Source organism: Plantibacter sp. VKM Ac-2876, from assembly GCF_015350715.1.
Lineage (GTDB): Bacteria > Actinomycetota > Actinomycetes > Actinomycetales > Microbacteriaceae > Plantibacter > Plantibacter auratus.
The window spans coordinates 974068-1000383 of sequence record NZ_JADKSI010000001.1; the positions used below are offsets into that span (position 1 = coordinate 974068).

23 protein-coding genes are annotated in these 26316 nt (G+C 70.7%); 10 read left to right on the forward strand and 13 right to left on the reverse strand.

The annotated features are described in order from the left end of the window. Positions 1 to 83: 83 nt before the first annotated feature. The 6 genes from ITJ62_RS04675 to ITJ62_RS04700 all read right to left on the reverse strand — a co-directional run bounded on the left by ITJ62_RS04675 (position 84) and on the right by ITJ62_RS04700 (position 6506). Positions 84 to 485: a YbjQ family protein gene (locus tag ITJ62_RS04675; protein WP_079704464.1), complete on the reverse strand. Its 402-nt coding sequence runs from the start codon at positions 483 to 485 to the stop codon at positions 84 to 86. Next, complete coding sequence (locus tag ITJ62_RS04680; protein WP_194599881.1) at positions 482 to 1768, reverse strand: amidohydrolase; 1287 nt, start codon at positions 1766 to 1768, stop codon at positions 482 to 484. The genes ITJ62_RS04675 and ITJ62_RS04680 overlap by 4 nt, the downstream gene beginning before the upstream one ends. Before the next feature lie 75 nt (positions 1769 to 1843). Next, on the reverse strand, positions 1844 to 2173 hold the full coding sequence (locus ITJ62_RS04685; RefSeq protein WP_194599882.1) for a hypothetical protein: 330 nt from the start codon (positions 2171 to 2173) through the stop codon (positions 1844 to 1846). Continuing rightward, complete coding sequence (locus ITJ62_RS04690; protein ID WP_194599883.1) at positions 2170 to 2709, reverse strand: hypothetical protein; 540 nt, start codon at positions 2707 to 2709, stop codon at positions 2170 to 2172. The genes ITJ62_RS04685 and ITJ62_RS04690 overlap by 4 nt, the downstream gene beginning before the upstream one ends. Before the next feature lie 198 nt (positions 2710 to 2907). Beyond that, positions 2908 to 5442, reverse strand: a complete 2535-nt coding sequence (locus tag ITJ62_RS04695) for a hypothetical protein (protein ID WP_194599884.1) — start codon at positions 5440 to 5442, stop codon at positions 2908 to 2910. Further along, positions 5442 to 6506, reverse strand: a complete 1065-nt coding sequence (locus tag ITJ62_RS04700; protein ID WP_370581818.1) for a LacI family DNA-binding transcriptional regulator — start codon at positions 6504 to 6506, stop codon at positions 5442 to 5444. Before ITJ62_RS04700 ends, ITJ62_RS04695 begins: the two co-directional genes overlap by 1 nt. Positions 6507 to 6677: 171 nt before the next feature. On the opposite strand from ITJ62_RS04700, the gene ITJ62_RS04705 reads away from it, so the two are divergent. After that, complete coding sequence (locus ITJ62_RS04705; protein WP_194599885.1) at positions 6678 to 7922, forward strand: MFS transporter; 1245 nt, start codon at positions 6678 to 6680, stop codon at positions 7920 to 7922. 288 nt (positions 7923 to 8210) lie between these two features. Continuing rightward, positions 8211 to 8906, forward strand: a complete 696-nt coding sequence (gene nucS, locus ITJ62_RS04710; protein WP_064294112.1) for an endonuclease NucS — start codon at positions 8211 to 8213, stop codon at positions 8904 to 8906. A gap of 109 nt (positions 8907 to 9015) precedes the next feature. Here the strand turns inward: nucS and ITJ62_RS04715 are convergent, their stop codons facing one another. The 4 genes from ITJ62_RS04715 to ITJ62_RS04730 are packed head-to-tail and all read right to left on the reverse strand — an operon-like array spanning position 9016 to position 14150. Next, a complete protein-coding gene (locus ITJ62_RS04715; protein ID WP_194599886.1) occupies positions 9016 to 10485 on the reverse strand; it encodes a GntP family permease in 1470 nt (489 codons plus the stop codon). A 40-nt stretch (positions 10486 to 10525) separates the two neighbouring features. After that, positions 10526 to 12166: a D-aminoacylase gene (locus tag ITJ62_RS04720; protein ID WP_194599887.1), complete on the reverse strand. Its 1641-nt coding sequence runs from the start codon at positions 12164 to 12166 to the stop codon at positions 10526 to 10528. After that, a complete protein-coding gene (locus ITJ62_RS04725) occupies positions 12163 to 12822 on the reverse strand; it encodes a bifunctional 4-hydroxy-2-oxoglutarate aldolase/2-dehydro-3-deoxy-phosphogluconate aldolase (protein WP_194599888.1) in 660 nt (219 codons plus the stop codon). The genes ITJ62_RS04720 and ITJ62_RS04725 overlap by 4 nt, the downstream gene beginning before the upstream one ends. A 23-nt stretch (positions 12823 to 12845) precedes the next feature. Continuing rightward, positions 12846 to 14150, reverse strand: a complete 1305-nt coding sequence (locus ITJ62_RS04730; protein ID WP_194599889.1) for an amino acid deaminase — start codon at positions 14148 to 14150, stop codon at positions 12846 to 12848. 158 nt (positions 14151 to 14308) lie between these two features. On the opposite strand from ITJ62_RS04730, the gene ITJ62_RS04735 reads away from it, so the two are divergent. The 4 genes from ITJ62_RS04735 to ITJ62_RS04750 all read left to right on the forward strand — a co-directional run bounded on the left by ITJ62_RS04735 (position 14309) and on the right by ITJ62_RS04750 (position 17788). Beyond that, positions 14309 to 15358, forward strand: coding sequence for a sugar kinase (locus ITJ62_RS04735; RefSeq protein ID WP_194599890.1), 1050 nt, complete (start codon positions 14309 to 14311; stop codon positions 15356 to 15358). Next, entirely contained in the window at positions 15355 to 16128 is a 774-nt protein-coding gene (locus ITJ62_RS04740) for an IclR family transcriptional regulator (protein WP_194599891.1), read from the forward strand. Before ITJ62_RS04735 ends, ITJ62_RS04740 begins: the two co-directional genes overlap by 4 nt. Before the next feature lie 125 nt (positions 16129 to 16253). After that, a complete protein-coding gene (locus ITJ62_RS04745) occupies positions 16254 to 16658 on the forward strand; it encodes a RidA family protein (protein WP_194599892.1) in 405 nt (134 codons plus the stop codon). 239 nt (positions 16659 to 16897) lie between these two features. Next, positions 16898 to 17788, forward strand: coding sequence for an EamA family transporter (locus ITJ62_RS04750; protein ID WP_194599893.1), 891 nt, complete (start codon positions 16898 to 16900; stop codon positions 17786 to 17788). A 116-nt stretch (positions 17789 to 17904) separates the two neighbouring features. On the opposite strand, the gene manD is transcribed toward ITJ62_RS04750, so the two are convergent. The 3 genes from manD to uxaC form a co-directional block, all read right to left on the reverse strand. Beyond that, complete coding sequence (manD, locus tag ITJ62_RS04755) at positions 17905 to 19143, reverse strand: D-mannonate dehydratase ManD (protein WP_194599894.1); 1239 nt, start codon at positions 19141 to 19143, stop codon at positions 17905 to 17907. Between the two features lie 80 nt (positions 19144 to 19223). Then, positions 19224 to 20693: a mannitol dehydrogenase family protein gene (locus ITJ62_RS04760; RefSeq protein ID WP_370581819.1), complete on the reverse strand. Its 1470-nt coding sequence runs from the start codon at positions 20691 to 20693 to the stop codon at positions 19224 to 19226. After that, complete coding sequence (gene uxaC / locus ITJ62_RS04765) at positions 20690 to 22102, reverse strand: glucuronate isomerase (RefSeq protein WP_194599895.1); 1413 nt, start codon at positions 22100 to 22102, stop codon at positions 20690 to 20692. Before uxaC ends, ITJ62_RS04760 begins: the two co-directional genes overlap by 4 nt. A 190-nt stretch (positions 22103 to 22292) precedes the next feature. Between uxaC and ITJ62_RS04770 the strand changes: the two genes are divergently transcribed. From ITJ62_RS04770 to ITJ62_RS04785, 4 genes are read left to right on the forward strand one after another with little or no spacing between them, the layout of a single operon-like run. Beyond that, positions 22293 to 23555, forward strand: coding sequence for an ABC transporter substrate-binding protein (locus ITJ62_RS04770; RefSeq protein ID WP_168223364.1), 1263 nt, complete (start codon positions 22293 to 22295; stop codon positions 23553 to 23555). Continuing rightward, positions 23555 to 24529 carry a carbohydrate ABC transporter permease gene (locus ITJ62_RS04775; protein ID WP_194599896.1) on the forward strand — a complete coding sequence of 325 codons (975 nt, stop codon included), beginning with the start codon at positions 23555 to 23557 and terminating at the stop codon, positions 24527 to 24529. The genes ITJ62_RS04770 and ITJ62_RS04775 overlap by 1 nt, the downstream gene beginning before the upstream one ends. After that, positions 24526 to 25470 (forward strand): carbohydrate ABC transporter permease, encoded by a 945-nt coding sequence (locus ITJ62_RS04780; RefSeq protein WP_194599897.1) that lies wholly within the window; start codon positions 24526 to 24528, stop codon positions 25468 to 25470. Before ITJ62_RS04775 ends, ITJ62_RS04780 begins: the two co-directional genes overlap by 4 nt. Before the next feature lie 35 nt (positions 25471 to 25505). Next, positions 25506 to 26306, forward strand: a complete 801-nt coding sequence (locus ITJ62_RS04785) for a sugar phosphate isomerase/epimerase (protein WP_194599898.1) — start codon at positions 25506 to 25508, stop codon at positions 26304 to 26306. The last annotated feature ends 10 nt before the right edge of the window (positions 26307 to 26316 follow it).

Here is a 26316-nt window from a genome sequence, read left to right on the forward strand (position 1 = left end):
GTCGGTGGCGGCGCGGTGGGACGGATCAGGTCGGGCAGGTCAGCGCAGGTCGGAACCAGAGCGCAACCGTCACCCGCCCGCGATCAGACGTCGCCGCGTGGTTTCGGGGCGTCCGGCTGTTCCGCCGCGTAGGCGGACTGGCCGGTGGCTCCGGGCTCCCCGGCGGGGATCGGGACGAGGTACGCCGCGGTGCCGTAGGCGGTCAGCTGCGTCCACGCACCGCCGATGTCGGTGGTCTCGAGACGCATCGCGAGGACCGCGTTCGCGCCGCGCTGTTCCGCGTCGGCCACCAGGCGTCGCATGACCTCCTGGCGGGACTCGAACAGCAGCTGGGTCATCCCCGGGACCTCGCCGCCGCCGAGCGCCGAGAAGCCGATCGACATCGAGGAGCCCCAGTCGCGAGCCCGCACGGTGAGCCCGACGACCTCGCCGAGGACGGCGTCGATGCGGTGTCCGGCGACGGTGTCCGTCGTCACGACGATCATGCGGAGGCCGCCGTTCCGGTCAGACGCGACAGCGCGGCGAGCGAGAGCGCTGCGATGCCGGTGTCGAGGGTGGGGTGGATGAGCGGAGCGAACTTCGAGGAGTGGTTGCCGGGGAGGTCCTGCTCCATGCGGCCCGAGGCGTAGGCCGCCGCGAACGCCTGTGGATCGGCGCCACCGAGGATCCAGTAGACGATGGGAGCGTCGGCGGCCGTCGCGAGCATGCCGACGTCTTCACTCCCCGTGACGAGACCGGGGTCGACGACGCGGTTGGCCCCGAACGCGTCGGCGAACACCGCCGTCACCGCGCCGGTCGCCGCGGGATCGTTCACGAGCACCGGGAAGGCCTCGGTGTGTTCGATCACCGGTTCCCGCTCGGCGCCCGACGCTGCGGCCTCGGCCCGGATGATGCGCTCCATGGAGCCGACGACGCGGTCGCGCACGTGCGGTTCGTAGCTGCGGATGTTGACGCCGATCTGCGCGGTGTCGGGGATGATGTTGTTCTTGGTGCCGGCGTGCATCGTGCCGACGGTGAGCACCGCGGTGTCGGTTCCGGCGACCTCGCGGGACACGATGCTCTGGAGGCGGACGACCGCCGACGCCGCCATCACGATCGGGTCGATCGTCGACTGCGGGCGGGAGCCGTGCCCGCCGCGGCCGTGGAAGGTGACGCGGTAGGCGTCGGTCGCGGCGAACGACGGCCCGGCATGCGTGCCGACGACACCGGCCGGCAGTGGACCGACGTGCTGGCCGAACACGATGTCGGGCTTCGGGACGCGTGCGTAGAGGTCGTCGTCGATCATCGCCTGCGCGCCGCCCCCGGCCTCCTCGGCCGGCTGGAACAGGACGACGAGCGTCCCGGACCAGGTGTCGCGCCGTGCGGCGAGCAGTTCGGCGGCACCCAGCAGACAGGTGACGTGGACGTCGTGGCCGCAGGCGTGCATGACCGGGACGTCGTTGCCCTCCGGGTCGACCCCGCGCGCGACGCTCGCGTAGTCGAGGCCCGTCTCCTCCAGGACGGGCAGGCCGTCCATGTCGGCCCGCAGCAGGACCGTCGGTCCCTCACCGTTCTCCAGGACGCCGACGACGCCGGTGCCGCCGATCCCCGTCGCGACCCCGTACCCGAGGCCGGTGATGCGATCCGCGACCAGGGCGGCCGTCCGGTGCTCCGCGAAGGAGAGCTCCGGATTCGCGTGCAGATCCTGGTACACCGGTGCGAGCGACACGGCGAGCGCGGCCGCCTCCTGCTGGACGAGTGCTGCGGTGGCGATGGGCTGGTCGGTCATGGGTCTCCTTCGAGCGTCTCCTCCACCCTACGACCTGGGGCTCGCGATGCACCGGGAGCGCGTCGAACCGGCCGCTCAGCTCCGTTCGCCGGCGCGACGCTTCCGGAGGCCGACCACGACGAACACGACCGCGACCGCCAGGGCGATCGCCGCGACACCGAACGGTCCGATCGCCGCGAGCAGCGCACCGAACCCGGCGCGGCGTCCGGTGCTCCGCCCGGCGACCTCGTCCCAGATCGGGGTGAAGCACAGGATCGCAGCGAGGAGACCGATCCCCGCGCCGACGAACCAGCCGAACGGTGAACTCCCCCACTCCTCCACGGACCACTGGGATGGCGGCTCCTCCTGGCCGGATCGATCCGGTTCGCGCACAGGTTCCCGCCCGGGCTCGCGCACGCCGGTCATCGCTTCCACACCGTCCCGCCCGAGCCACCGTCGGAGGTGCCGACGTAGACGCCGGTCACCTCCAGACCGTCGGTCGACGACAGTGGCACGCAGACGGTGACCGTCTCACCGGCGACCAGGTCGTCGGCGGCGGCGACCGGATCCTCCGGTGTGCCGCTGCACTCGGTGAGCCCGATGAACGAGGCCTCGAGGAGGCTCCCGTCCGACAGCCGTGCGAAGACGTTGTTCCACGGCACGGCGAGCACCTCGGCGGCAGCATCGCCCGTGTAGGCGAACTCGATGGACGCGAAGTAGACGTCCTCGTCACCCTCGATCTGATCGGCCACCTCGGCCGGAGCCTCGTCGACCGAGGCGACCGTGACGGCGAAGTCCTGATCACCGTTCCCCGCGGTCTTCGCCGGCAGGGTGACCGTCGCCGTGTCTCCGACCGAGACGTCACCTCCGGAGCACCCTGCGAGGGTGGCGGCGAGCACGAACAGCCCGCCTCCAGCGGCAAGTCGTCTGAGCCGGTTCGTCGATGGTCGGTGTCGCGTCATGGGGTGTTCGTCCTTCTGCTGGCATGGGCCGACGAGCTGCGTCGTCCGGCCGGATGTCGGTCTGTCTCGGGCTCGCCGCACGGCTCGCTCCGGCATGATCGTGGCGGATCGAGGCGACCGCGGACCAGTCACCCGAACGAGCCCGAACGTCCGGGCGCCGAGGACCGCCGATTGCCGCGTGTCCACGGGTTTCCGCCGTCAGGGTCGGAGGGAAGCCGCGCGCATCGTCTGGACGGCCGTGGCTCGCCAGTGGCCGACCGCGCTGAGGAGGTCGGCTGCGGCGGTGTACGCGGCGTCGGCCGCCGCCCGGTCGCCGCGGATCACCGCCGCCCTCCCCATCGTCTCGAACGCCCGCGCCTGCTCGACCCGGTCACCGAGCAGTTCGGCGAGCTCGAGCGAGCATCGCGCCCAGCGCTCGGCGGTCCCGGCGTCGTCGGCATCGGCGGCGATCTCGCCGAGGGTGCTGCAAGCGTCGGAGCGGAGGAGTGGGTAGCCGACACGCTCGGCCGAGGCCAGGGCGGTGTCCGCCAGACGCGCGGCCTCGACGAGGTCTCCGCGTCGACGAGCGACCTGGGCGAGCTGGATGGCGATCTCGGCGTCCTCGTCGAACGTCGTCGGACCGCCGTCGTCCGCCCCTGCCGCGAGCAGGGCCGCCTCCGCCTCGGCCACACGGTCGAGGTCCAGCAGGATCATGGCGCGCTGGGTGAGGAGGTATCCGCGGTTGACGCCGGCACCGCCGTGCTCGAGCAGGGTCGCGCAGCGCCGGAGCGCCTCGTCGAACCGGCCCTGCGCCTGGAGCAGGAGCACACGGTTCGACTCGACGATCGTCAGATTGACGTCATCCCCGGCTCGAGTGCTCACCGCCTCGGCCAGATCGAACAACCGCTCCGACCGGCGATACCGGCTCGTGATGCGCGCCAGATTGCCGAGGTTGCCGAGCGCGCGCCCTCGCGTGATCGGATTGCCGGCCGCGGCCGCGATCCGAGCGGCGCGGAGATACGACTGCTCGGCTTCCGCCATCCGTCCCAGTTGGCGTTCCACATTGGCGATCACGTTCATCGTGCGACCCGGCTGCTCCTCGGTGAGGAGACGACTCGCCCGATGCAGGTGGTCGAGGGCGTCGTCGTACCGACCGAGCTTCTCGAAGGCGCGGGCGAGGAGCTCCGCGCTCGTGCCTCGTCGGTCCCGCGGCACGAACGGCGCGGCGAGCTGGAGGAGTTCGGCCGCATGGCTCCAGTAGCCAGCATCACCCACCGGCTCCACCACGTCGAAGACGAGCGCGGCGAGTGCGTCGCCCGCCCGCTGGTCGACCGCGAGCGCTGCGGCGGCCACCAGCCCGTCGGCGAGGGACGCGTCGACGCGGACGGAGCCGACCAACTCGCGGAACCGGTCCAACACACGCTCGGCCAGCACCACGAGGACCGACGGGCGCTCCTGCTCGACCGCGAGCCGGTGGGCCGCGGTGTGGACGAGCGGGTGCAGTTCGACGGTCCGCTCCGAGACGGTGGCCAGGTGCATGTCCGCCAGGCGACGGAGCAGGCTCACCGAGGTCGGCGCACCCGCGCCGGCGTCGTCCAGCAGTGTCCCGACGACGTCCAGCCGTACTGGGCCGCGGAGCAGGCCGAGCCGCCGGAACAGGGCTGCGGCGGCCGGTCCGACGGCGGCGACCGAGGGTTCCAGGAGCGGCACCGCGTGGTCGCGCCGCGGGCGGTCGCCGAAGCGCTCGGCCACATCGGCGAGCGACCAGTCCGGGTGGTCTTCGATGAAGCGCAGCACGAGGTCGAGGTCGAGGCGGATCCCGCTGATCGCCTTCGCGAGCCGGCGGACCGCCGCGTCGTCGGCCGAGGAGGACGTCGGACGCCGCGAGGCGGTCGCGGCCGAGAGCCGCCGGACCGTCTCCTCGGTCTCGAGCGGCAGGACGGTCCGACGGTCCACCGCGAGTCCCTCCGCAGCCGCCAGTGCCTCGAGGCCGTCGAGCCGGGCTCGCGAGGTCACGATCAGATGGAGACCGCACCCGGCGGGACCCCGGGCGTGGTCGGCGATCAGAAGTGGAGCGAGCTGCGCTGCGGAGAACGCGTCCTCGAGCAGGACGACGATCCGGCGGTCGCGCGCCGCCGTTCGGAGGGTCTCGCGCAGCGCTGCGGTGTCGAGGCGACGATCGGACCGACCTCCGACGGCGCGCACCAGTTCACGCAGCACCTCGTCCGCTTCCGCCGGACGCTGCCCGTCTTCGAATCCGTGCAACCGGACGAGGAGCACCACCGCACCGGGGGTACGGCGGCGTTCGACCTCGGCGAGCCGCCTCGCGACCTCGGCTTTGCCGACCCCGGGGAGCCCGGTGAGGACGACGACGGGTGCGGCAGCGGGCTCCACACCGGTGGACGTCGATCCCTCGGCTGCCGGTAGGACGGAGGCGGACACCGGGCCCCCGAGCGTCGCACCGTTCAGGCGCGCAGCAGTGGTGCGCCACTCGGCGGCCGCTGACGCTGAGGCTCCGAGGGCGAGGACGAGGTCGTGGATGAGTTCGGCGTCGACCCGATGCCGGTCGGTGCGGAAGCAGTCGTAGACCGTCACCTTGCCGGGGGCGTCGCGGGAACCTCGTCTGAGCCGGAGGGCACCGACCCGCCGGGCCAGCTCGGCGAACGACGGCGCACCGGCCGCCGCGCGCAACCCCGTGAGCGCCTCGGCCAGCTCCCCCAGGTCAGCGATGGACGAGAGGGTGGTCGGTCGCATCACCGGGCCCGGCGCGCCGGTGCCGTGGTCGCGCCAGGGTGGAACCGGACCGCGAACTGCTCGCACTCCGGATCGCGGCCGTCGAGCATGGCGACGATCGCCCGGCCGGCGGCCGACCCCTTCTCCCGGGAGGGCTGCCACACCGTCGTGAGGTCGTAGTCGAGCCCCTCGACACGGATGCCGTCGAACCCGACGACGCTGAGCTCCGCGGGGACGGAGATGCCGAGTTCCTCGGCTGCGCGGATGACGCCGGCGGCCAGGAGGTCGCTCTGTGCGGCGATCGCCGTCGGGCGTTCATCCGCCGGGACGTCGAGGATGGCGTGTCCGGCGACCCGGCCCTCCTCGAGGGACGAGCCCGTGGTGACGAACCCCTGCGCGTCGGGGAAGACGTCGCGGAGGCCCTGCAGGCGTTCGATCGCCGGGACCGTCGTGGCGGATCGCTCCCACTCGGGCGTGAGCGGGCCGCGGCGTTCTGTCGGGTCGAGGTTGAGGGTGACGACGGCGACGCGCTCGTGGCCGAGGTCGGCGAGGTGTCGCGCCTCCTCACGCACACCGCCGCGGTTGTCGACGGCGATGTCGGGGACGCCGAGGGCTGCGAGTCCCTCGATCGAGACGATCGGCATCCCCCGTCGGCTGAGGATCGCGACCGAGCTGTCGAGGTTCGGGCTGCAGCCGATGAGGACGACGCCGTCCATCGGCGCGTTGCTCAGCTGCAGGGTGCCCTCCTGCGCGTCGTTCAGGAGCAGCAGACCGGCACCGACCGCGCCGAGTTCGTCGGCGAGTCCGTCGAGGGTCTGGACCATCACCGGGTCGCGGAAGGAGTGCCCGATGCGGCCGGCGACGACGGCTCCGACGATGCCGCTGCGTCCCTGGCGGAGGGAGCGGGCCCGGGGGTCGGGGCCGGCGTAGTCGAGGTCGGCAGCAGCCTGCAGCACCCGCTGCTTGGTCGCTTCGGACACGGGCCCGGCGCCGCTGAACGCGAGCGAGGCGGTCGACGGCGACACCCCCGCGCGCTCGGCGACATCGGCGAGCGTCGGTCGCGAGGGGCGTGATTCCTGGTCCACGATCTGCTAGCTTAGTCGACGGAATCGAATCGATTCGATTCTCCCTAGATCCACCCGGATGCACGGGCCTCACCACCCCGCTCCACCGAGCGCCCAGGCGCACCAGCACCGAGCGCCCAGGCGCACCAGCACCGAGCGCCCAGGCGCACCAGCACCGATCCCGAGGACCCTGTGTCAGAGCCGACCGACCCGCACACCGCCCCCGTCGCCCAGCGCCCACGCCGCGAACTCCTCGCCTGGCGCAACGCGATCTTCGTGATCTTCGCCCTGAGCGGCCTCAGCATCGCGACGTGGGTGGCGCGCATCCCCGCCATCCGCGACAACCTCGAACTGACCACCGGCGCCGTCGGGCTGCTCATCCTCGGCATGTCGATCGGATCGATCCTCGGCCTCGTCGCCTCCCAGCACCTCCTCGCGCGTCTCGGCCCGCGACACGGTATGCAGCTCACGCTCGGGCTCGTCGCGACCGGCTTGCTCCTCATCGGGGTCGGCGCGAGCCTCGTGCCGCTCGAGGGCATCGTCCTCGTCGGGCTCATCATCTTCGGCTTCGGGAACGGCGCGCTCGACGTCATGATGAACGTCGAGGGCGCCGCGGCCGAGCAAGAGCTCGGCAAGACGGTGATGCCGCTGATGCACGCGTGCTTCAGCTTCGGCACGGTCGCCGGAGCGGGGCTCGGCGCACTCGCGTCCGCAGCCGGCCTCGAGGTCTTCTGGCACGCGCTCGTCATGGCGGTCGTCATCGCGATCGTCGCCGTCGTCGCGGTGCGCTTCGTCCCGGCAGAGCAGGTCGTCGCCGACGAACTCGACGACGCACCGAAGGCGCCTTGGCAGGACCGTCTCCGCGAGAGTCTCTCGGTCTGGGCCGACGGCCGACTCATCCTCATCGGCGTCATCATGCTCGGCATGGCGTTCGCCGAGGGCAGCGCCAACGACTGGCTCGCACTCGCCGTGGTCGACGGCCATGAGCAGAGCAACACGACCGGCGCGCTCGTCTACGGCGTGTTCGTCACCGCGATGACCGTCGGTCGCATCGTCGGCGGGCCGCTCATCGACCGCTTCGGCCGGGTGCCGGTGCTGCAGGTGTCGGCCGGCGCGGCGATCGCCGGACTCGTGCTGTTCATCCTCACGCCGGTCACCGGACTCATGGTCCTCGGAACCGTGCTGTGGGGACTCGGCGCCTCGCTCGGGTTCCCGGTGGGCATGTCCGCCGCGGCCGACGACTCCAAGCGTGCTGCGGCACGGGTGAGCGCCGTCGCGATGATCGGCTACTGCGCGTTCCTCGTCGGTCCGCCGCTCATCGGCATCCTCGGCGACGCGATCGGTCTGCTGAATGCCCTGTTCGTCGTACTCGTGCTCATCGTGTTCGCCGGCCTCGCGTCGCCGGCCGCCCGCGAGAGCAGCCGCCGCAAGCGCTGAGCCCCGGTCGTTCGCCGGCACGCCCCGCCCGGCGAGGGTTCACAACTCCTGCTTGCGGCCAGTCCGCCGCCCACGCACGGTTCGCAACTCCTGCTCCTCGCATTACCTACAACCCCGTCGAGCCGAGAACAGGGGACTCAGGCCCCGACGGAGGGAAGATCAGCAGGAGTTGCGGGCGGAACTGTCGCGAGGGGAGCGGCCGCTCTCAACGGACGGCAGGAGTTGTGCACACCCGCCTGGGTCCGAGTGCGCGTCGGACAGCCAGGCGCGGAGGGTAGGCTCGTCGTCGTGCGTTTGGTGATTGCGGAGTGCTCGGTCGACTATGCCGGACGGTTGTCGGCTCACTTGCCGCTCGCCAAGCGACTGCTCATGGTGAAGAACGACGGCAGCCTGCTCGTCCACTCCGACGGCGGCTCCTACAAGCCGCTCAACTGGATGAGCCCGCCCTGCGTGCTCACGACGGTCGAGCCCGACGAGACGCAGGCGGCGGCCGGGATCACCGAGCTGTGGAAGGTCACGCACAAGAAGACCGGTGACGCCCTCATCGTGTCGATCCACGAGGTCCACCACGACAGCGCGCACGAACTCGGCGTCGACCCGGGCCTCCAGAAGGACGGCGTCGAGGCGCACCTGCAGAAGCTCCTCGCCGAGCAGATCGAACTCCTCGGCGACGGCTACCGACTCATCCGCCGCGAGTACATGACCGCGATCGGCCCGGTCGACATCCTCGCCACCGACGCCACCGGGGCGTCCGTAGCGGTCGAGCTGAAGCGCCGCGGCGACATCGACGGCGTCGAGCAGCTCACCCGCTACCTCGAGCTCATGAACCGCGACCCGCTCCTCGCCCCCGTGCAGGGCGTGTTCGCCGCACAGGAGATCAAGCCGCAGGCGCGCACCCTCGCCCAGGACCGCGGGATCCGCTGCGTCGTCCTCGACTACGACGCGATGCGCGGCCTCGACGACAGCGACTCCCGCCTCTTCTGACGTCGACTGACTCCCTTTCTCAGGAGTCCTCCGGCGCGCCGGCTTCACCAGGCACCGACACGCCCTGACACTCCTGAGAAAGGCACTGGACCGACGGTCATGACTCGGGCTAGACGAACAGCCAGATGAGGGCGACCATCCCGAAGCCGACGACCGAGAGGATCGTCTCGAGCACGGTCCAGGTCGCGAGCGTCTGCTTCACCGACATGTTGAAGTACTTCGCGATGATCCAGAACCCACCGTCGTTGACGTGCGAGAGCGTGATCGAACCCGCGGCGATCGCGATGCCGATGAGCGCCAGCTGCGGCTGGGAGTAGTCACCCGCGAGCACGACCGGCTGCAGGATCCCCGCCGTGATCACGATGGCCGCGGTCGCCGAGCCCTGCGCGATGCGGAGGCCGGAGCTGATGAGGTACGCGGACACGATGATCGGCAGGCCGAGCGAACCGAGCACCTCGGCCAGTGCCGCGCCAACACCCGTCGCCGAGATGACCGCGCCGAAGAACGCACCCGCACCGACGACGAGCAGGATCATGCCGATCGGCCGGAGCGACTGACCGGAGAGCTCGCCCAGCTCGGCGAGCGTCATGCCGCGCCGCACCCCCAGCACGTAGTACGCGAGGCAGACGGCGATCGTGAGCGCGACCGCCGGGTTGCCGATGAGCGTGAGCGCTTCGAGGACCGGGCCGTTCGGCAGGGCGAGGGCACCGAAGGTGGCGGCGAGGATCAGCAGGATCGGCGTGATGATGATGAGACCGACGCTCCAGAGCGAGACGTCCTTGCGCTCGGGGGCGTCGTCCTCGGGCTCCAGCACGTACTCCTCGGGAACCGAGACCATGACGCGCTTCCCGATCCAGAGCGGCCAGGCGATGCCCGACGCGATGAAGGCGGGGATGCCGCAGAGGAAGCCCATGAGGATGAGCCAGCCGAGCCCGACCTCGAAGGTGCCGGCGAGCGCCGTCGGTCCCGGGTGCGGCGGCAGGAACGCGTGCGTCATCGAGAGGCCGGCGAGCATCGGGAGCGCGTAGAGCACGAGCGACTTCCCGCCGCGACGCGCGGTGATGTAGACGAGGGGCGCGAGGACGAAGATGCCGACGTCGAAGAACACGGGGATGCCGAAGATGAGACCGGTGAGCCCCATCGCGATCGGAGCGCCGCGTTCCCCGAATCGACCGAGCAGCTTCCGGATGAGGACGTCAGCACCGCCGGAGCGCTCGAGGATCGCGCCGAGCACGGTGCCGAGACCGATGATGATCGTGATGTGCCCGAGGATGCCGCCGAAGCCGGTCTCGAGGAGCGACGCCCCCGGCTTGATCTGCTCGTCGTCGAAGGGGTCCGGCACGGCCACGCCGACGATCTGGTAGATGCTCGTCCCCGTCGCGAGCGCCAGGCCGATGCCGACGATGAAGAGCGAGATGAACGGTTCGAGCTTCACCCGGATGATGAGGAACAGCAGCACCGCGATGGCGACGGCGCAGAGGATGAGCAGGCCGGGGGTGGTCTGCTGCAGCCATCCGATGGGATCGCTCGGGGCTGGTGCGGCGACGACGACGCTGCGCGCGAGGGCGGTGATGGGCATGGGAGGACCTTCTGTGTCGGCGGTGAGGAAGGGGAAGCGATCAGGCCGGGCGTCGGCGGAGCGAACGACCGGGGACGGCGTCGGTGCGTCGACCGTCGGCGATGACGGCGGCACCGTTCACGAAGACCCACGGGATGCCGGCGGCCTGCTGCCGGGGCTCGGCGAACGTCGCGCGGTCGGCGATGGTCGCGGGGTCGAAGAGGACGACGTCGGCGACGGCTCCGACGCGGAGCACGCCGCGGTCGCTGAGACCGAGACGTGCGGCCGGGCGCGAGGTGAGGTGAGCGACGGCGTCTTCGAGCCCGAGCACCCCCTCTTCGCGGACGTAGTGGCCGAGGTAGCGCGGGAACGTGCCCCAGGCACGCGGGTGTGGCTTCGCGCCGATGAGGATCCCGTCGCTCCCGCCCGTGTGGGCCGGGTGCACCATCATCGTGCGGACGTTGGCCTCGTCGCCGACGTGCTGGAGGATGCCGGTCGCGAGCCGGTCGGCTTCGAGCAGCGCGAAGAACAGGGCCGTCGGGTCGCCCGACCACGCGTGTCCCGCATCCTCGGCGGCGATGTCGGCGACGGTCCGCCCGACGAAGCCGGCGAGCTCGGGGTTCGCGACGCCGGAGATCTCGATCGTGGCCCAGTCGGTGACGACACCGTGACAGCCGTCCGTCCCGAGCACCTCGAGCTCGTATCGGATCCGCGCACGGACGTCGTCGTCGCCCAGACGCTCGATCGTCGCGTCCGGCCCGCCGACCGCCGCCCAGCTCGGCAGCAACGCCGACAGCGTCGTGGACCCCGGGAGGTACGGGTAGGTGTCGAGCGTGATGTCGACCCCGTCCGCGATGGCGGCGTCGATGAGGGCCACGAGCTCGGCGGCCCGGCCGGCGTTGACGCCGAAGTTCATCGTCGCGTGCGTGAGGTGCAGCGCGCAGCCGGAACGACGACTGATGTCGATCATCTCCGCGTAGGCCTCGAGTGCACCCTTGCCGTACGAGCGCTGGTGGGGTGCGTAGAAGCCGCCGTGCTCCGCGACGGTGCGGCACAGCGCGACGAGCTCCTCGGTGTCGGCGAACATGCCGGGCACGTAGGTGAGCCCGGAGGACATGCCGACGGCCCCCTCCCGCAGACCCGCCGCGACGAGCTCCTGCATGCGAGCGATCTCGTCAGCGGTCGCAGCCCGATTCTCGGTGCCGACCACGAGCATCCGGACGGAGCCCTGCGGCACCAGGTAGGCGACGTTCAGCGCGGCCCCGCGGTCGACCCGGTCGAGGTACTCGCCGACGGTCCGCCACGCGAAGTCGACGTCGTCGGGTTGCCCGTTCCAGCCGGCGATCTGCTGCCGGACGATCGCCATGGTGCGGTCGTCCGTCGGGGCGTAGGAGAGCCCGTCCTGTCCGAGGACCTCCGTGGTGACGCCCTGCGAGACCTTGGCGAGGTGCTCGTGGTCGCGGAGGACGGCGAGGTCGGAGTGGGCGTGCATGTCGATGAAGCCTGGCGACGCGACGAGACCGTCGGCGTCGATGATCAGGGCGTCAGCGGGTGCGTCGGCCTCGGCGGACGCCCCGATCGCGATGATGCGGCCCCCGTCGATGAGGAGCGACCCGTGCACGCTCGGTCCGCCGGTGCCGTCGACGATGCGAGCGCCGCGGATGACCACCGCGCGCGCTCCGTCCGTCGGTCGCGATGTCACGGCAGGAGGGCCGCCGTGGTGAAGGCGGTCGCACGCTCGGTGACCCCGGCCCAGTCGGCGGCGGCGACGTCGGCGGCGCCGACCACGCTCGACCCCGCTGTCACGGCAGCCGCGCCGGCCTGGATGTACTCCCGCGCGTTGCCGGCGTGCAGTCCGCCCGACGGCACGAGCCGGAGACCCGGGAACGGACCCTTGAGGTCCTTGAGGAAGCCGGACCCCATGGCGGCGGCCGGGAAGATCTTCACCGCGTGGGAACCGAGCGACGCGGCGCGCATGACCTCGCTCGGCGTCATCGCACCGAGCAGGAACGGGATGCCGGCGGCGGTGGCGACCTCGGCCACCTCCTCGCTCAGACCGGGCGTGACCAGGAACTGCGCACCGCTGTCGATGGCGCGCTGCGCGGTGTCGCGATCCACGACCGTCCCCGCGCCGATCACGGCCCCGTGGTCGCCGATCGCGTCGGCCGCGGCACGGATCAGGGCTTCGACGCCCGGCGTGGTGAAGGTGAACTCGACACTGCGGATCCCGCCCGCGGCGAGCGCCCGACAGAGTTCGACCGGGTCGGGGATGACGGGTACGCGGACGACGGCGATGGCGCGGTCGGCGTACAGGGCGTCGAGGGCGTGCGGCGTCGAGGGAGGGGTCTCGATCGTCATGCGGGGCTCCTGTTCGGTTCGGCTCAGCCGAAGGTGGTGGTGACGGCGTCGACGGCGCTCGGTTCGGCGAGACGGACGTCGTCGATGACCACGAGGGCGCGCCACTTGTCGAAGGTGGTGCACGGGTGCGAGAGGCCCAGGCGGATGACGTCGCCGACCTCGACGTCGCTACCGGGCGGCAGGGAGACGAAGGTGTGCTGATCGTTCATGGCCGTGGTCGTCGCGCCCGGGAGCGGTTCGACGGTGGCGGATCCGGCGCGGCGGACGCCCTGCACCTCGGGAAGCCCCTCGTCGAAGGGGAAGTCGCGCTTGCCGCCGTCGACGAGCGCGAGGCCGGGCTCGGGGCGGGAGACGATCGTCGCCCAGCCGTGGATCGCGGAGCGGAAGTCGCCGGTACCCTCGTGGCGGCCGAGCGGGGTGATCCCGCGGTAGAAGCCGTCGTCGTGGGTGACGTACGCGCCGGAGCGCAGCAGCACGTCGACGGCGCGTCCGTGAGCACCGTCGAGGTCGCGCAGTCCGGCGAGGACCTCGGCGACCACGTCGAAGTAGGCGCTGCCCCCGGCGGTCACGATGAGCGTCCGGACACGTTCGTCGTACCGGCCGCCTGCGAGGAGCTCGTCGTGGAGAGCTGCGAGCGACTCCAGGTAGTCGCGGACGATCTGCAGCGAACCGTCGTCGCCGTGGTGCGCGAGGGCCCCCTCGTAGCCGCTGACGCCGGCGAGCGCGAGCTCGGGCGAGGCGACGACGGCCTCGGCGATCTCGAGCGCGGTGGCCCGGTCTCGGGCTCCGGTGCGGCCGCCCGGCGCACCGAGTTCCACGAGCACGTGGAGGGGGCGACGGGGCGGCTGCTCAGCCAGCACGCGCGACATGATCTGCACCGCGCGGACGGAGTCGGCCCACACGACGATCTCGGCGTCGCCGCTGTCGAGGGACCGCGCGACGGCGCGCAGGTGTTCGGGCTGCACGAGGGCGTTGGCGAGCATCACGCGGGGGATCGACCAGTCGAGCGCGACGGAGAGCTGCCACGGGGTCGCGACGGTGATGCCCCAGGCACCCGCGTCGAGCTGACGCTGCCATAGGGCTCGGTTCATCGTCGTCTTGCCGTGCGGTGCGAGGCCCACCCCTGCGCGGTCGCACCACTGCCGCATGGTCTCGACGTTGTCGGTGACCGCCGAGCGGTCGAGCGTGACGAGCGGCGTCGTGAAGTCGGCGAGCGCCGGTCGACCGGCGAGGAACGTGGCGGCGTCGGTTCCGACGGACGCCGGCGGGAAGCCCTTGAGGCTGCCGTCGAGCACGCCCAGCGCGCCGGCATCGAACTCGTCCGTCATCGTCTCCTCGTTTCGCGATCGAGCGCTGCACCCGCCGACGTCGTGAGCATCCGGCGTTGCGCATATTGCAACGTACATTGCATCCGGCGCTACGTCTGTTCTAGCATTGCGTCCACAGGCCGTCAACCGGACCCGGCCGAGACGCGAGGGGAACCGTGATGACGACGTCACCGTCCACCGTGAGCACGATCGGCGAAGCGATGGTCGTCCTCCTGCCCGAGGGCCAGCTCCCGGTAGCCGAAGCCCGCGAATACCGGACGGGCGTCGGGGGTGCCGAGTTCAACGTCGCCTCCAGCCTCGCGCGCCTGGGCGTCCCCACCCACTGGATCTCGCGCCTCGGCGACGACGGGTTCGGCGACTACATCCTCGAGACTGCCCGGCACGACGGCGTCCTCACCGACGCCGTCGAACGCGACGACCACCGACCCACCGGCCTCTACGTCAAGGAGACGGTCGTGAGCGCCGACGGCGACCGTCGGCCGCGGATGCACTACTACCGCAGCGAGTCCGCCGCGTCGCAGCTCGGCGCCGACACCCTGCGACATGAGGCGACCCGGGCGGCCATCACCGCCTCGGCCATCGTGCACACCTCCGGCATCACCCCGGCCCTCTCCGACTCGACCGCGCTGCTCGTGGGCGAGCTGGGCGACGCACTCCCCCGAGACACCGTCCTGAGCGTCGACCTCAACTTCCGGCCGCGACTCTGGGAGCGTCGCTCGACCGCCCCGCTGCACCGCCTCCTCGACCAGGCGTCCGTCCTGTTCCTCGGCGTCGACGAAGCTGAGCTGTTCTTCGGCCACACGGACGCCGCCCGCCTCTTCGCCGAGCTGCCGACCCTGCAGCGCATCGTGCTCAAGGACGAGGAGAACGCCGCGACCACCCTCCACCGCGGCTCCGAGGCGGGCATCGAAGTGCGGTCGTTGTCGGTCGACGTCGTCGAGACGGTCGGCGCCGGAGACGCGTTCGCCGCCGGCTACCTCGCCGGGCTGGCCTCGGGTCGCTCCGACACCGCCTGCACGCGGCTCGGCCACGCGGTCGCGGCGTCGACGCTCATCTGCCACGGCGACCGCCCCGAGCTCGTACCCGACGCGCAGGGCGTCAGCACCATCGTCGAGGCGGCCGATGAGGAGTGGGCGTCGTGGCGCATCACCGCGGACCACCCGCTGCCGTGGACCACCGTCGGAGCGCACGGGATGATCGACGCATGAGTCAATCGCTGTCCCGCGCGCTCGACCTCCTCCGCGAGATCGTCTCGGGCACCAACTCCCTCGACGCGCTCGCGGCGACGGCCGGCGTGCACAAGACCACGGTGCTGCGCCTGCTCAACACGCTCGAGGAGCACGACTTCGTCACGCGCGACGCGTCGTTCCGGTACCACCTCGGGCGGGCGATGTTCGAGCTGACCCAGACCGCGCTCGACGACCAGGACGTCCGCGGCGTCGCCGCTCCGCACATCCGGGCGCTCGGAGCGGCCACAGGCCAGACGGTGCACCTCGCCGCCTATGAGGGCGGCTCCGTCTTCTACATCGACAAGGTCGAGTCCCGTCAGCCCCTCCGCATGTACTCGCGCGTCGGCCTGCCCGCCTCCCTGTACGCGACGGGGGTCGCGAAGGTCCTCCTCGGCGGACTCGACGAGGCGGAGCGTCGACGCGTCGTCACGGGCATCGTGTTCGAGCGGTACACCGACAAGACCATCACCGACGCCGACGCCCTGCTCGCCGAGATCGAGCGTTCGACCGAACGCGGATGGGCCGAGGACCACGAGGAGCACGAGAGCTTCATGAACTGCGTGGCCGCGCCGGTCTTCGGGCCCGACGGCCGGGTCACCGCGGCGGTGTCGATCTCGGTCCCGACGATGGTGCTCCCCCACAGCGGCGTCCGGGCGCTCCTGCCGCAGCTCCTCGCCGCGACCACCGCGATCTCCGCCGAACTCGGCTACGCGCCGCCGGCGCCCGCTGAGGCCCCCGCCACCGCCTGACCTCCCGTCCGTCCCGTTCCTGAGCCCCCACCAACCCCGGTCCCTGACTACCTCCCCCGGCCCCTGAGCCCCACCATCCGGTCCCTGAGCTTGTCGAAGGGCCATCAACCGAAGGACACACCCCCATGACCGAACGCACCGCCATCTCCACCACCGACGCCCCGGCTCCCGCGCACACCTTCTCCCAGGGCGTCCGCAAGGGCAACTTCGTCCAGGTCTCCGGCCAGGGCCCCGTCGACCCCGCGACGAACGAGTACCTGTTCCCGGGCGACGTCGCCGCGCAGACCACCCGCACGCTCCAGAACGTCGAGGCGATCCTCGCGGCCGGCGGCGCGACCTTCGACGACGTCATGATGCTGCGCGTCTACCTCACGAAGCGCGAGGACTTCGCGACCATGAACGACGCCTACGGCGAGTTCGTCGGCTCGCGCGTCAAGGGTGGCGTCCTGCCGTCGCGCACCACGGTCTTCACGGGCCTCCCCCGCGAGGAGATGCTCGTCGAGATCGACGCCATCGCCATCGTCGACTGACGCACGTCCGTTCGCCCAAGTTCGGGCGAGCGAGTGTTCGTTCGCTCATCTTCGGGCGAACGAACACACCTCGCCGGAGGCTGGTAGCGTGGTGCGCGATAGCGCCTAGGGTTCCGGAGCGACAGCTCGACTGGTCCGAGCGGCGCCACGGTCGGCGGCCAGCCGGCGACCGTCATCTGACAGGACAAAAGCCCGGAGGACCCTGATCGTCGCGCCCGCGAGGATCGGAAGGGTCTCACGTGTCTCTGCTCGCCGTCACCATCGTCCTCGCCGCCGCGGTCTGCCACGCGGCGTGGAACATCATCGCCCACGGCGTCAGCCGGATCGGCATGCCCTTCCTCTGGTGGGGCGCGGTGGCGAGCACCGTGTTGTGGGCGATCGTCGTCCCGTTCACGGGCGGGCTCGGTACGGGCGACCTCACCGGCTTCACCATCGGCGTCGTCGTCTCCGCCGTGCTGCACTACGTCTACATGCTCGTGCTGCAACGCGGCTACGCCAGCGGACGCCTCTCCACCGTCTACGCCACGGCGCGCGGCACCGGCCCGACGATCAGCGTGATCATCGCGGTCCTCGTCCTCGGCGAGCGCCCATCGCTGCTCGCGCTCCTCGGCGTCGCTGCGATCGTCGTCGGCGTCGTCGCGATCGGGTTCGTCGACCGCGGGAGCGACCCGTCACCGGTCGCCGTCGAGGTGCGCGCCACGCGACGACGCATCGACCCCGCAGTCGCATTCGGGCTCCTCACCGGGGTCGCGATCGCGGCCTACACGATCTGGGACGCGCACGCCGTCCGCACGTGGGGCGCCTCGCCCGTCGCGTACATGGTCGGCTGCACCGCGGTCGAGGTCGTCCTGTTCTCGGGATCGCTCGGGCACCGGGCACGCGAGCTGCCGGCGGTCCTGCGCGCACACTGGCCGCGCATCCTCGCCTTCGGAGTGCTCTCGCCGATGTCGTACATCCTCGTGCTCGTCGCCATCACCATGGCACCGGTCGCGCTCGTCGCACCGATGCGCGAGGTGAGCGTCATCCTCGTCAGCCTGTTCGGTGCGCTCGTGCTCCGCGAGGGCCGACCCGTGCGCCGGATCGCCGCGGCGACCGTCGTCGTGATCGGCGTCGCCCTCCTCGCGGGGTGACCTGGCTCCGACACGTTTCCTGAGCGCGCCGCTGTGACGTGAGCGCGGGCCTCCGGAGGGGCGCACTCACGCCACAGGGGCGCGGTCGGGTCAGCGCACCGCGCTGGCCGCAGCGATCACCAGTCGTGGACGGTGCCGTCGGCGAGACGGTTGTAGGGCAGGTAGGCGCGCTGGTACGGGTACTTCCCCGCCTCGTCGACGTCCAACTCGACACCGAGCCCCGGTGCTTCTCCCGGGTGCAGCATGCCGTTCTCCCAGGTGTAGGACTGCTGGAACACCGCGTCGGTCTTCTCGCCGTGCTTCATGTACTCCTGGATGCCGAAGTTGTGGATCGACAAGCCCAGGTGCATCGCGGCCGCCATCCCGACCGGCGAGATGTCCGTCGGCCCGTGCATGCCCGACTTGATCTGGTATTGCGAGGCGTAGTCGAGGACCTTCTTCAGATGCGTGATCCCGCCGGTGTGCGTGACCGCACTGCGGACGTAGTCGATGAGCTGCTCGCGGATGATCTGCTGGTAGTCCCACACCGTGTTGAAGATCTCACCGATCGCCAGCGGCGTCGTGGTGTGCTGCCGCACGAGACGCAACGCCTCCGGGTTCTCCGCCGGCGTGCAGTCCTCGAGCCAGAACAGGTCGTAGGGTTCGAGGCTCTTGCCGAGCTTCGCGGCCTGGATCGGCGTCATCCGGTGGTGCCCGTCGTGCAGCAACGGCAGCTCCGGACCGAACTCGTTCCGCACCGCCTCGAACACCGTCGGCAGGTGACGCAGGTACGACCGGGTGTCCCAGTCCTCCTCGTTCGGCAGGCCACCGCGCTGCGCCGGCTCGTGGTCGTACCGGACACCGGTGTTGCCCTCGAACGTCGCGTTGGAGGCGATGCCGTAGATCGACTTCAGACCCGGCACCGCCGTCTGGATACGGATGGCCTTGTAGCCCTGCGCCTGGTGCTCGCGCACGCTGTCGAACAGCTCCTCGTTCGTCTTCCCCGACGCGTGCCCGTAGGCGAGGAGCCCCGTCCGGGACGCCCCGCCCAGCAACTGGTACACCGGCATGCCCGCAGCCTTGCCCTTGATGTCCCACAGCGCCATGTCGACCGCCGCGATCGCCGCCATCGTCACGGGACCCCGCCGCCAGTACGCCGAGCGGTACAGGAACTGCCAGGTGTCCTCGATCCGCGACGCATCGCGCCCGAGCAGCAGCGGCACGACGTGCTCGGTCAGATACGCCACCACCGCGAGCTCGCGCCCGTTCAGCGTCGCATCGCCCAGGCCGGTGAGGCCGTCGTCGGTCGTGAGCTTCAACGTCACGAAGTTCCGGTCGGGACTCGTGACGATGACCTCGGCCTTGTCGATGTTCATGGGTGCTACTCCTTCGTGCGTTGCGGCCGATGTGGCCGAGGTGGTTCCGACGGACTGCGGGTCGGCTGCAGTGGCGGGTGTCAGGGGTTCCGTGGGCGTCCGGTCAGCTCGTCGACCAAGTGCTCCAGCTCGGTGACGAGCGCGGAACCGTCATCCGGCTCCGAGTCGAGGAGGCGGGGATCGATCAGGCGTACGAGCGCCGCGGTCCGCTCCCGACCCTGGAACCGGAGCGCCTCGGCGACGGCGGCACCGCTCGCGTCGCCCGGGCGGTCGTCGCCCTGGACGGCCGCCGCCCACGCGGCGATCACGCGCAGGGACCCGGTTCCCGGCCGACCGGCGGCCCGTTCCGCGAGGAGGGTCGACACGATCCGCACGCGCAGCTTGGTGACCCCCTCGAGCGCGATCTGCTGCAGCCGATGCTCGATGCGCGCGTTGTCGAAGCGCTCCAGGAGCGCGGTGCGATACGCCGTCAGCCCGAGGTCGTCCGGCAGGTGGCGCTCCGTCTCGTCCCAGTACTCCTCGACCCAGGCCCGGCACTGATCGTCGCCGACCGCCTCGGCGACCGTCGCATGACCGCGCAGCGGGCCCGCATAGGCGAGGAGGCTGTGGGCGCCGTTCAGCAGCCGCAGTTTGCGTTGCTCGTAGGGCTCGAGGTCGCCGACGAACCAGGCACCCGCCGACTCCCACGCCGGTCGCCCGGCGGGGAAGTCGCCGCTCAGCACCCAGTCGGTGAAGGGCTCGGTGACGACGGGAGCGGCATCGGCGAACCCGGTGAGCGTCGCGGCCGTCGCTTCGTCGGCAGGCGTGGGACGCGGCGTGATGCGGTCGACCGAGGACGAGACGAACGAGACCTCGTCGGCGATCCACCGAGCGGTCTCCGGGTGGACCCGGTCGGCGAGGGCGAGCATCGCGCGACGGACGAGCGCTCCGCCGTCAGCGATGTTGTCGCACGGCACGATCGCGATCGGACCGGCCCCGGCGCGACGACGGGCTTCGAGGCCGAGGAGCAGTCTGCCGAGCGTCGTCGTCGGTCGGGCATCGCGGAGTTCCGCCCCGCCGTCCAAGGCGTCCGACAGCAGAGCGATGTCGTGCTCGACCGTCGGATCCGACGTGTCCGGCCTCCCCTCGGCATCGAGCCGGTACCCGGACTCGGTGACGGTGAGCGTGACGATGGCCGTCGTCTCGGCGGCGAGGAGGTCGTGGAGCCGTGCCACGTCGGCGCCGTCCCTCGCTTCGACGATCGAACCGACGATCGTGGCCGAGTCGCCGTCCGCCGAGCGCTCGACGACCGTGTAGAGGCAGTCCTGAGCGTCCAGGTCGACTGCGGCCTGCGGACTCCGGCCGGTGAAGGCGGCGATGCCCCACTCGTGATCGGGGTCGGCGAGCTGGGTGTACCAGGCCTGATGGGCGCGGTGGAAGGCGCCGAGTCCGAGGTGGACGATCCGGACCGGCGCCGATGGGAACTCGGGCAGCCGCGCTCGGGTCAGACGCGGGACCGCATCCTCCCCCGGCCCTGCGGCGGCACCGGCCACGTCCGTCACGGTGCTCACAGCTTGAACACCCGTCGCGGCTGGTCGACGACGAGGTCGAGGATGATGCGTTCGGCCGTCGCCTCGTCGATGCGCCCCTCCCGCACGAGTCGCGCGAGGAAGGACGCGTCGAGGCGTCGGGACATGTCGTGTCGGGCGGGTATCGAGAGGAACGCCCGGGTGTCGTCGATGAAGCCCGATCCGCGTGAGAACCCGGCCGTCTCCGTCACGGCGGACCGGAAGCGCAGGACGGCGTCGGGCGCGTCGAGGAACCACCACGGTGCGCCGACGAAGACACTCGGGTAGAATCCGGCGAGCGGTGCGATCTCCCGCGAGTAGCTCGTCTCGTCGACGCTGAAGAGGACGAGGTGGAACCCCGGAGCCGTGCCGAACCGCTCCAGCAACGGGCGCAGGGGGCGGACGTAGTCGGTGCGGACCGGGAGGTCGTGCCCAGTGTCCGGCCCGAAGCGGGCGAGCGTCGGCGCGTGGTGGTTGCGGTGGACGCCGGGGTGCACCGTCATGACGAGGCCGTCCTCGACGCTCATCCGCGCGCTCTCGAACAGCATGTGCGCGGCGAACCGTTCGAGGTCGGCGGCGTCGGCGGTCCCCGACAGCGCCCGGTCGAACAGTGCTGCGGCATCCGCCTCCTCGAGTTCGAGCGTGAGGGGCTGCGGGACACCGTGGTCGGCCGACACCGCCCCGTGTTCGATGAAGTGGCGACGGCGCCCGGCGAGCGCGTCGAGGTAGCCGCGGTAGCTGCCCTCCGGCGTCCCGTTCCAGGCGGCGAGCGAAGCGACCCGCTCCGCCCACCCGGCCTTCGCCGGATCGAGGTACGCGTCGGGCCGGAAGGTCGGCAGGACGCGCCCGCTGAAGGTTGGGTCCGCCGCGAGGGCGGCATGCGCAGCGAGGTCGTCCATCGGGTCGTCGGTGGTCGCGAGCACCTCGATGCGGAAGCGGTCGAACAGCGCACGCGGACGGAACGCCGGCGCTTGGAGCGCCTCGTGGATCGTGTCGAAGAGCCGGTCGGCGTTCGCTCCGTCCGGCTGCTCCGTGACACCGAACTGCTCACCGAGGATCGAGCTCAGCCAGTACCCGGAGGCGGTGCCGGCGTACAGGTGCCAGTGTTCGCAGAACCGTCGCCAGGCGTCCCTCGGCGCGGCGACGGCACCACCCTCCGCGAGGTCGGGCACGCCGACGTCCGCGAGGGAGAACCCGGCGGCGTGCAGCAGGCGGGTGACGTAGTGGTCGTGCCGGAGGAACAGCTCGGTAGCGTTCGCGAACGGGGTGTCCTCGACGAGGATGGCCGGATCCACGTGTCCGTGCGGCGAGATGATCGGCAGGGCCTCGACCGACCGGTAGAGCGCCCTGGCGACGTCGCGCGTCCCCGGGTCGGCGGGGAGGAGGCGGTCTGGATCGTTCTGCAGCGTCATTGGCACGCCTCCATTGAAACCGGGGGACCGCGGTCTGTCAACCGATTGCCACTCCGTTCTGGCAATCGCTTGCCAGAACGACGACCGTCTGCGAGACTGATCCCGCTTCCGCCCGGAACCGTCGTGGTCCAGCACCACTGAAACGCTTCAGCGACGCGAGGAGCAGACCCCGCTATCAAAGGAGATTGCAGTGGCAAACAGCGTTCGTATCGGAATCGCGACCGCGGGAATCCTCGCCCTCGCACTGACCGCGTGCTCGGGACCGGGTGGCGACGACTCGGCCGACGGCCCGGTGACGCTCGAGTTCTGGGCCTGGGGCTCGAACATCGACAAGCGCGTCGAGGTGTGGAACCAGGCCAACCCCGACATCCAGGTCAACATCTCACAACCCGCGAGCGGAGCGGACATGCCGGTCCGCGTCCTGAGCGCGGTACGTGCCGGTGACGGCCCCGACATCGCGCAGGCCGAGTACACGCAGTTGCCGACCTACGTGTCGGCCGGCGTCCTCGCCCCACTCGACAGCGCGAAGCAGGACCTCGAGGAGGCCTACTCCCCCACGGTGCTCGAGAGCGTGTCCTTCGACGACACGGTCTACGGCGTCCCGCAGGATCTCGGACCGGCGCTCTTCGTCTACCGGAACGACCTCTTCGCGCAGTACGGCCTCACCCCGGCCGCGAGCTGGGACGACTTCCGGGCCCTCGCGGAGCAGGTCCGCACCCTCGACGGTGACCGCTACCTCTTCAACTTCAGCTCGATCGACGCCGACCAGTTCATGGGGCTCGCCCTGCAGAACGGCGCCCAGTGGTGGGACTACTCCGACGAGCAATGGGGTGTCGACATCGACAGCGCCGAGACGCAGGAGGTCCTGGACTTCTGGCAGGGCATGGTCGAGGACGATCTCGTGAGCACCTACCAGACCGGCAGCCCCGAGCAGATCGAGGCGACCGCGAGTGGCCGGGTGCTCGGCACGATCGCCGGCGCCTGGGCTCCCGGTCCGCTGCTCAACCAGTACCCCGACACGGTCGGGCTCTGGTCGGCCGCGCAGATCCCGCAGTGGGACGCCGCCGATCCGCGGGTCTTCGCCCGCGGCGGTTCGGCCAACGTCATCCTCAAGGAGAGCCCGCACTACGATCAGGCGCTCGAGTTCATCACCTGGCTGAACGCGTCCGATGAGGGCGCCGAGGGGCTCGTCGAGGTCAACAAGTTCACCGGTGCCCTGCACGGCCAGGAGATCGACCGCACGCCGCCGGAGCTCATGCCCGAGGACACCACCTACTGGCCGAGCGCCACGGAAGCGGCGTCGAAGCTCGTCACCGTGCAGTGGGGCCCGAACACGCAGGTGGCCTTCACCGCCATCACCGACGAGCTCGGCAACGCCATCGAGGGGACGAGCCCGTGGGCCGACGTGCTCCCGAAGGTGCAGGACATCGTCGAGAAGGACCTGGCGGGCTGATGACCGCGCCGACCATCGAGCGGTACCGCGGTCGGACGGAGGACGATCCGACCGCGGTCCCCACCAGACGGCGCGTCTCGCTGACCCGCCCGCACCACCTGTTCGCCTGGGTGCTCATCGCCCCCGCGGTGGTCCTGTTCGTCTTCGTGTTCGTCATCCCGATCGTGTACTCCGGGGGCCTCAGCCTCATGGGCACCGCGGCCGGCGCGAGCGCCTACGGCGTGCGCGAGGAGGTGTTCGTCGGCCTCGGCAACTACACCAAGGTGCTCCAGGACCCGACGTTCTGGACGAGCCTCGGCAACCTCGCCGTGTATGCACTCTTCCTCGTGCCGATCATGATGCTCACGGCGATGCTGTTCGCGCTGCTGCTCGACCTCCCGAGAGCCCGCCTCCGTGCCTTCAGCCGGATGGCGATCTTCCTGCCGTACGGCGTGCCGAGCGTCATCGCAGCACTCATGTGGGGCTTCCTGTACGTGCCAGAGATCAGCCCGATCTACCAGCTCGCCGAGACCTTCGGCCTGCAGTTCCCGACGCTGCTGCGCGGCGACCTCGTCATGACGGCGATCATCAACGTCGTGCTGTGGGGCGGGATCGGCTTCAACACGATCATCCTGTACACCTCACTGCAGTCGCTGCCGAAGGAGCAGATCGACGCCGCCAGGATCGACGGCTGCAACGAACCGCGCATCGCCTGGTACATCAAGCTGCCGCACATCGTGCCGGCCACGATCCTCACCGGGCTCTTCTCGATCATCGGCGCCCTCCAGGTGTACAGCGAGCCGCAGATGCTCTCGAGCCTCACCCCGGCCATCAGCTCGACCTACTTCCCGCTGATGCGGGTGTACCGGGACGCCTTCGCCCACGACGACCTCAACTCGGCGTCGGCGGCATCCATCATCCTCGCCCTCGCCACGGTGCTGCTGTCGCTCCTGGTGCTCGGCGGGCAACGCCTCGCAGCTCGGAGGAACGCATGACCACCACCGCACGCACCGCGGAACACGCGGAGGAGGACCGTCGCGCTCGCGAGACCGTCGTCCGCGCCGATCGCGGCCGCATCCGCAAGCCGAAGGAATCCGTCAGCCTCGTCCACAAGCTCGGCGGGATCCTCCCGACGATCGTCCTCCTGATCGCCGTCCTCTACTTCCTGCTCCCGATGGTGTGGGTCGTGTTCGCCGCCACCAAGAGCACCGGCGAGCTGTTCTCCACAAGCGCGTTCACCTTCGGGTCGAGCCTCGTCGACAACATGACCGACCTGTTCGCCTACGAGAACGGCTCCTTCGCGCGCTGGTTGGGCAACAGCTTCATCTACTCGATCGGCGGCGCTCTCCTGTCGACCGCCGTCTCGGCCGCCGCCGGCTACGCGCTCGCGCTCTACCGGTTCCCGGGCAAGAAGGCCGTCATGGTCGGACTGCTCGCCGGCGTGCTGCTCCCGACGATCACGCTCGCGATCCCGCAGTACATGCTCTTCGCGCAGCTGAACCTCACAAACACCTACTGGGCGGTGCTCATCCCGATCTCGATCACCCCGTTCGGGATCTACCTCTCCTACGTGTTCGCGCGAGGCTCGGTGCCGCAGGAACTCCTCGAGGCGGCTCGGGTGGACGGGTCGAACGAGGGACGCACCTTCGTCTCGATCGGACTCCCGCTGCTCTTCCCCGGTCTCGTGACCGTGTTCCTGTTGCAGTTCATCGGCGCCTGGAACAACTTCCTGCTGCCGTACATCATGCAGTCGAAGTCGGAGCTGTCGCCCATCACGGTCGCCATGTTCCTCATGCTCAACCGTGGCGGTAGCGAACCGGTGCTCTACTCGGTCGCCATCGCCGGGGCGCTCGTCGCCGTCATCCCCGTGGTGATCTTCGTGCTCGTCCTCCAGCGGTTCTGGCGCCTCGACCTCATCTCGGGGAGCCTGAAGTAGCGATGACCATTCCACCGACGACGGAACGGAACCACATGTCCGACACGAACCCGACCACCCAGCGGCACCCGCTCACCGGGTACGGCGTGATCGTCCCCTCCGAACGCATCCCCGGTGCGTTCGCGTCCGGAGCCGACTACGCCGAACCGACCATCGTCGGCAACCTCGTCGTCGCCGACGGAGCCGGGTGGACGCGCCATCCCGACTACGACGCGAGCGTCCGACGCGGCTCGTTCGCCATCCTGTTCCCCGGCGACCTGTCGCTCGCCGACCCCGGCTTCCCGGCGGAACGCGTCACGGCGTACCTCGACGCCGTCATGCCGATCATCGGTTCGGTCTCGGAGCCCGGCGCGAAGATCGTGTTCGGAAGCGGGACGGCGCGCACCATCCCCGCCGGGGTGGACGTCGCGGCCGCCCGTGCGAGGTTCGCAGAGGTCGTCGTCGAGACGCGCGACACGGCGGAGCGGAACGGACTGCAGATCGTCCTCGAGCCGTTGAACCGGGACGAGACGAACCTGCTCAACTCGCTCGAGGAGACGGTCGCCTTCCTCGACGAGTTCGGGATCGACCGCGTGCCCGTCGTCGCCGACCTCTTCCACATCATGCTGGAGGAGGAGCCACTCGCCGTCGTCCAGGCCCTGGGCGCCCGCATCGGACACGCCCACATCGCCGACGCCGGACGACGGCCGCCCGGCCAGGGCGACTGGCCGCTCACCGAGTTCATCACGGCCCTGCGTGACGGCGGCTACGACGGCCCCATCACCGTCGAGTGCCTCTTCGAGGACTTCGAACCGGAGCTCGAAGCCGCCCTCGCGCACCTCCGCCAGCTCGCCTGAGCCGGCACGG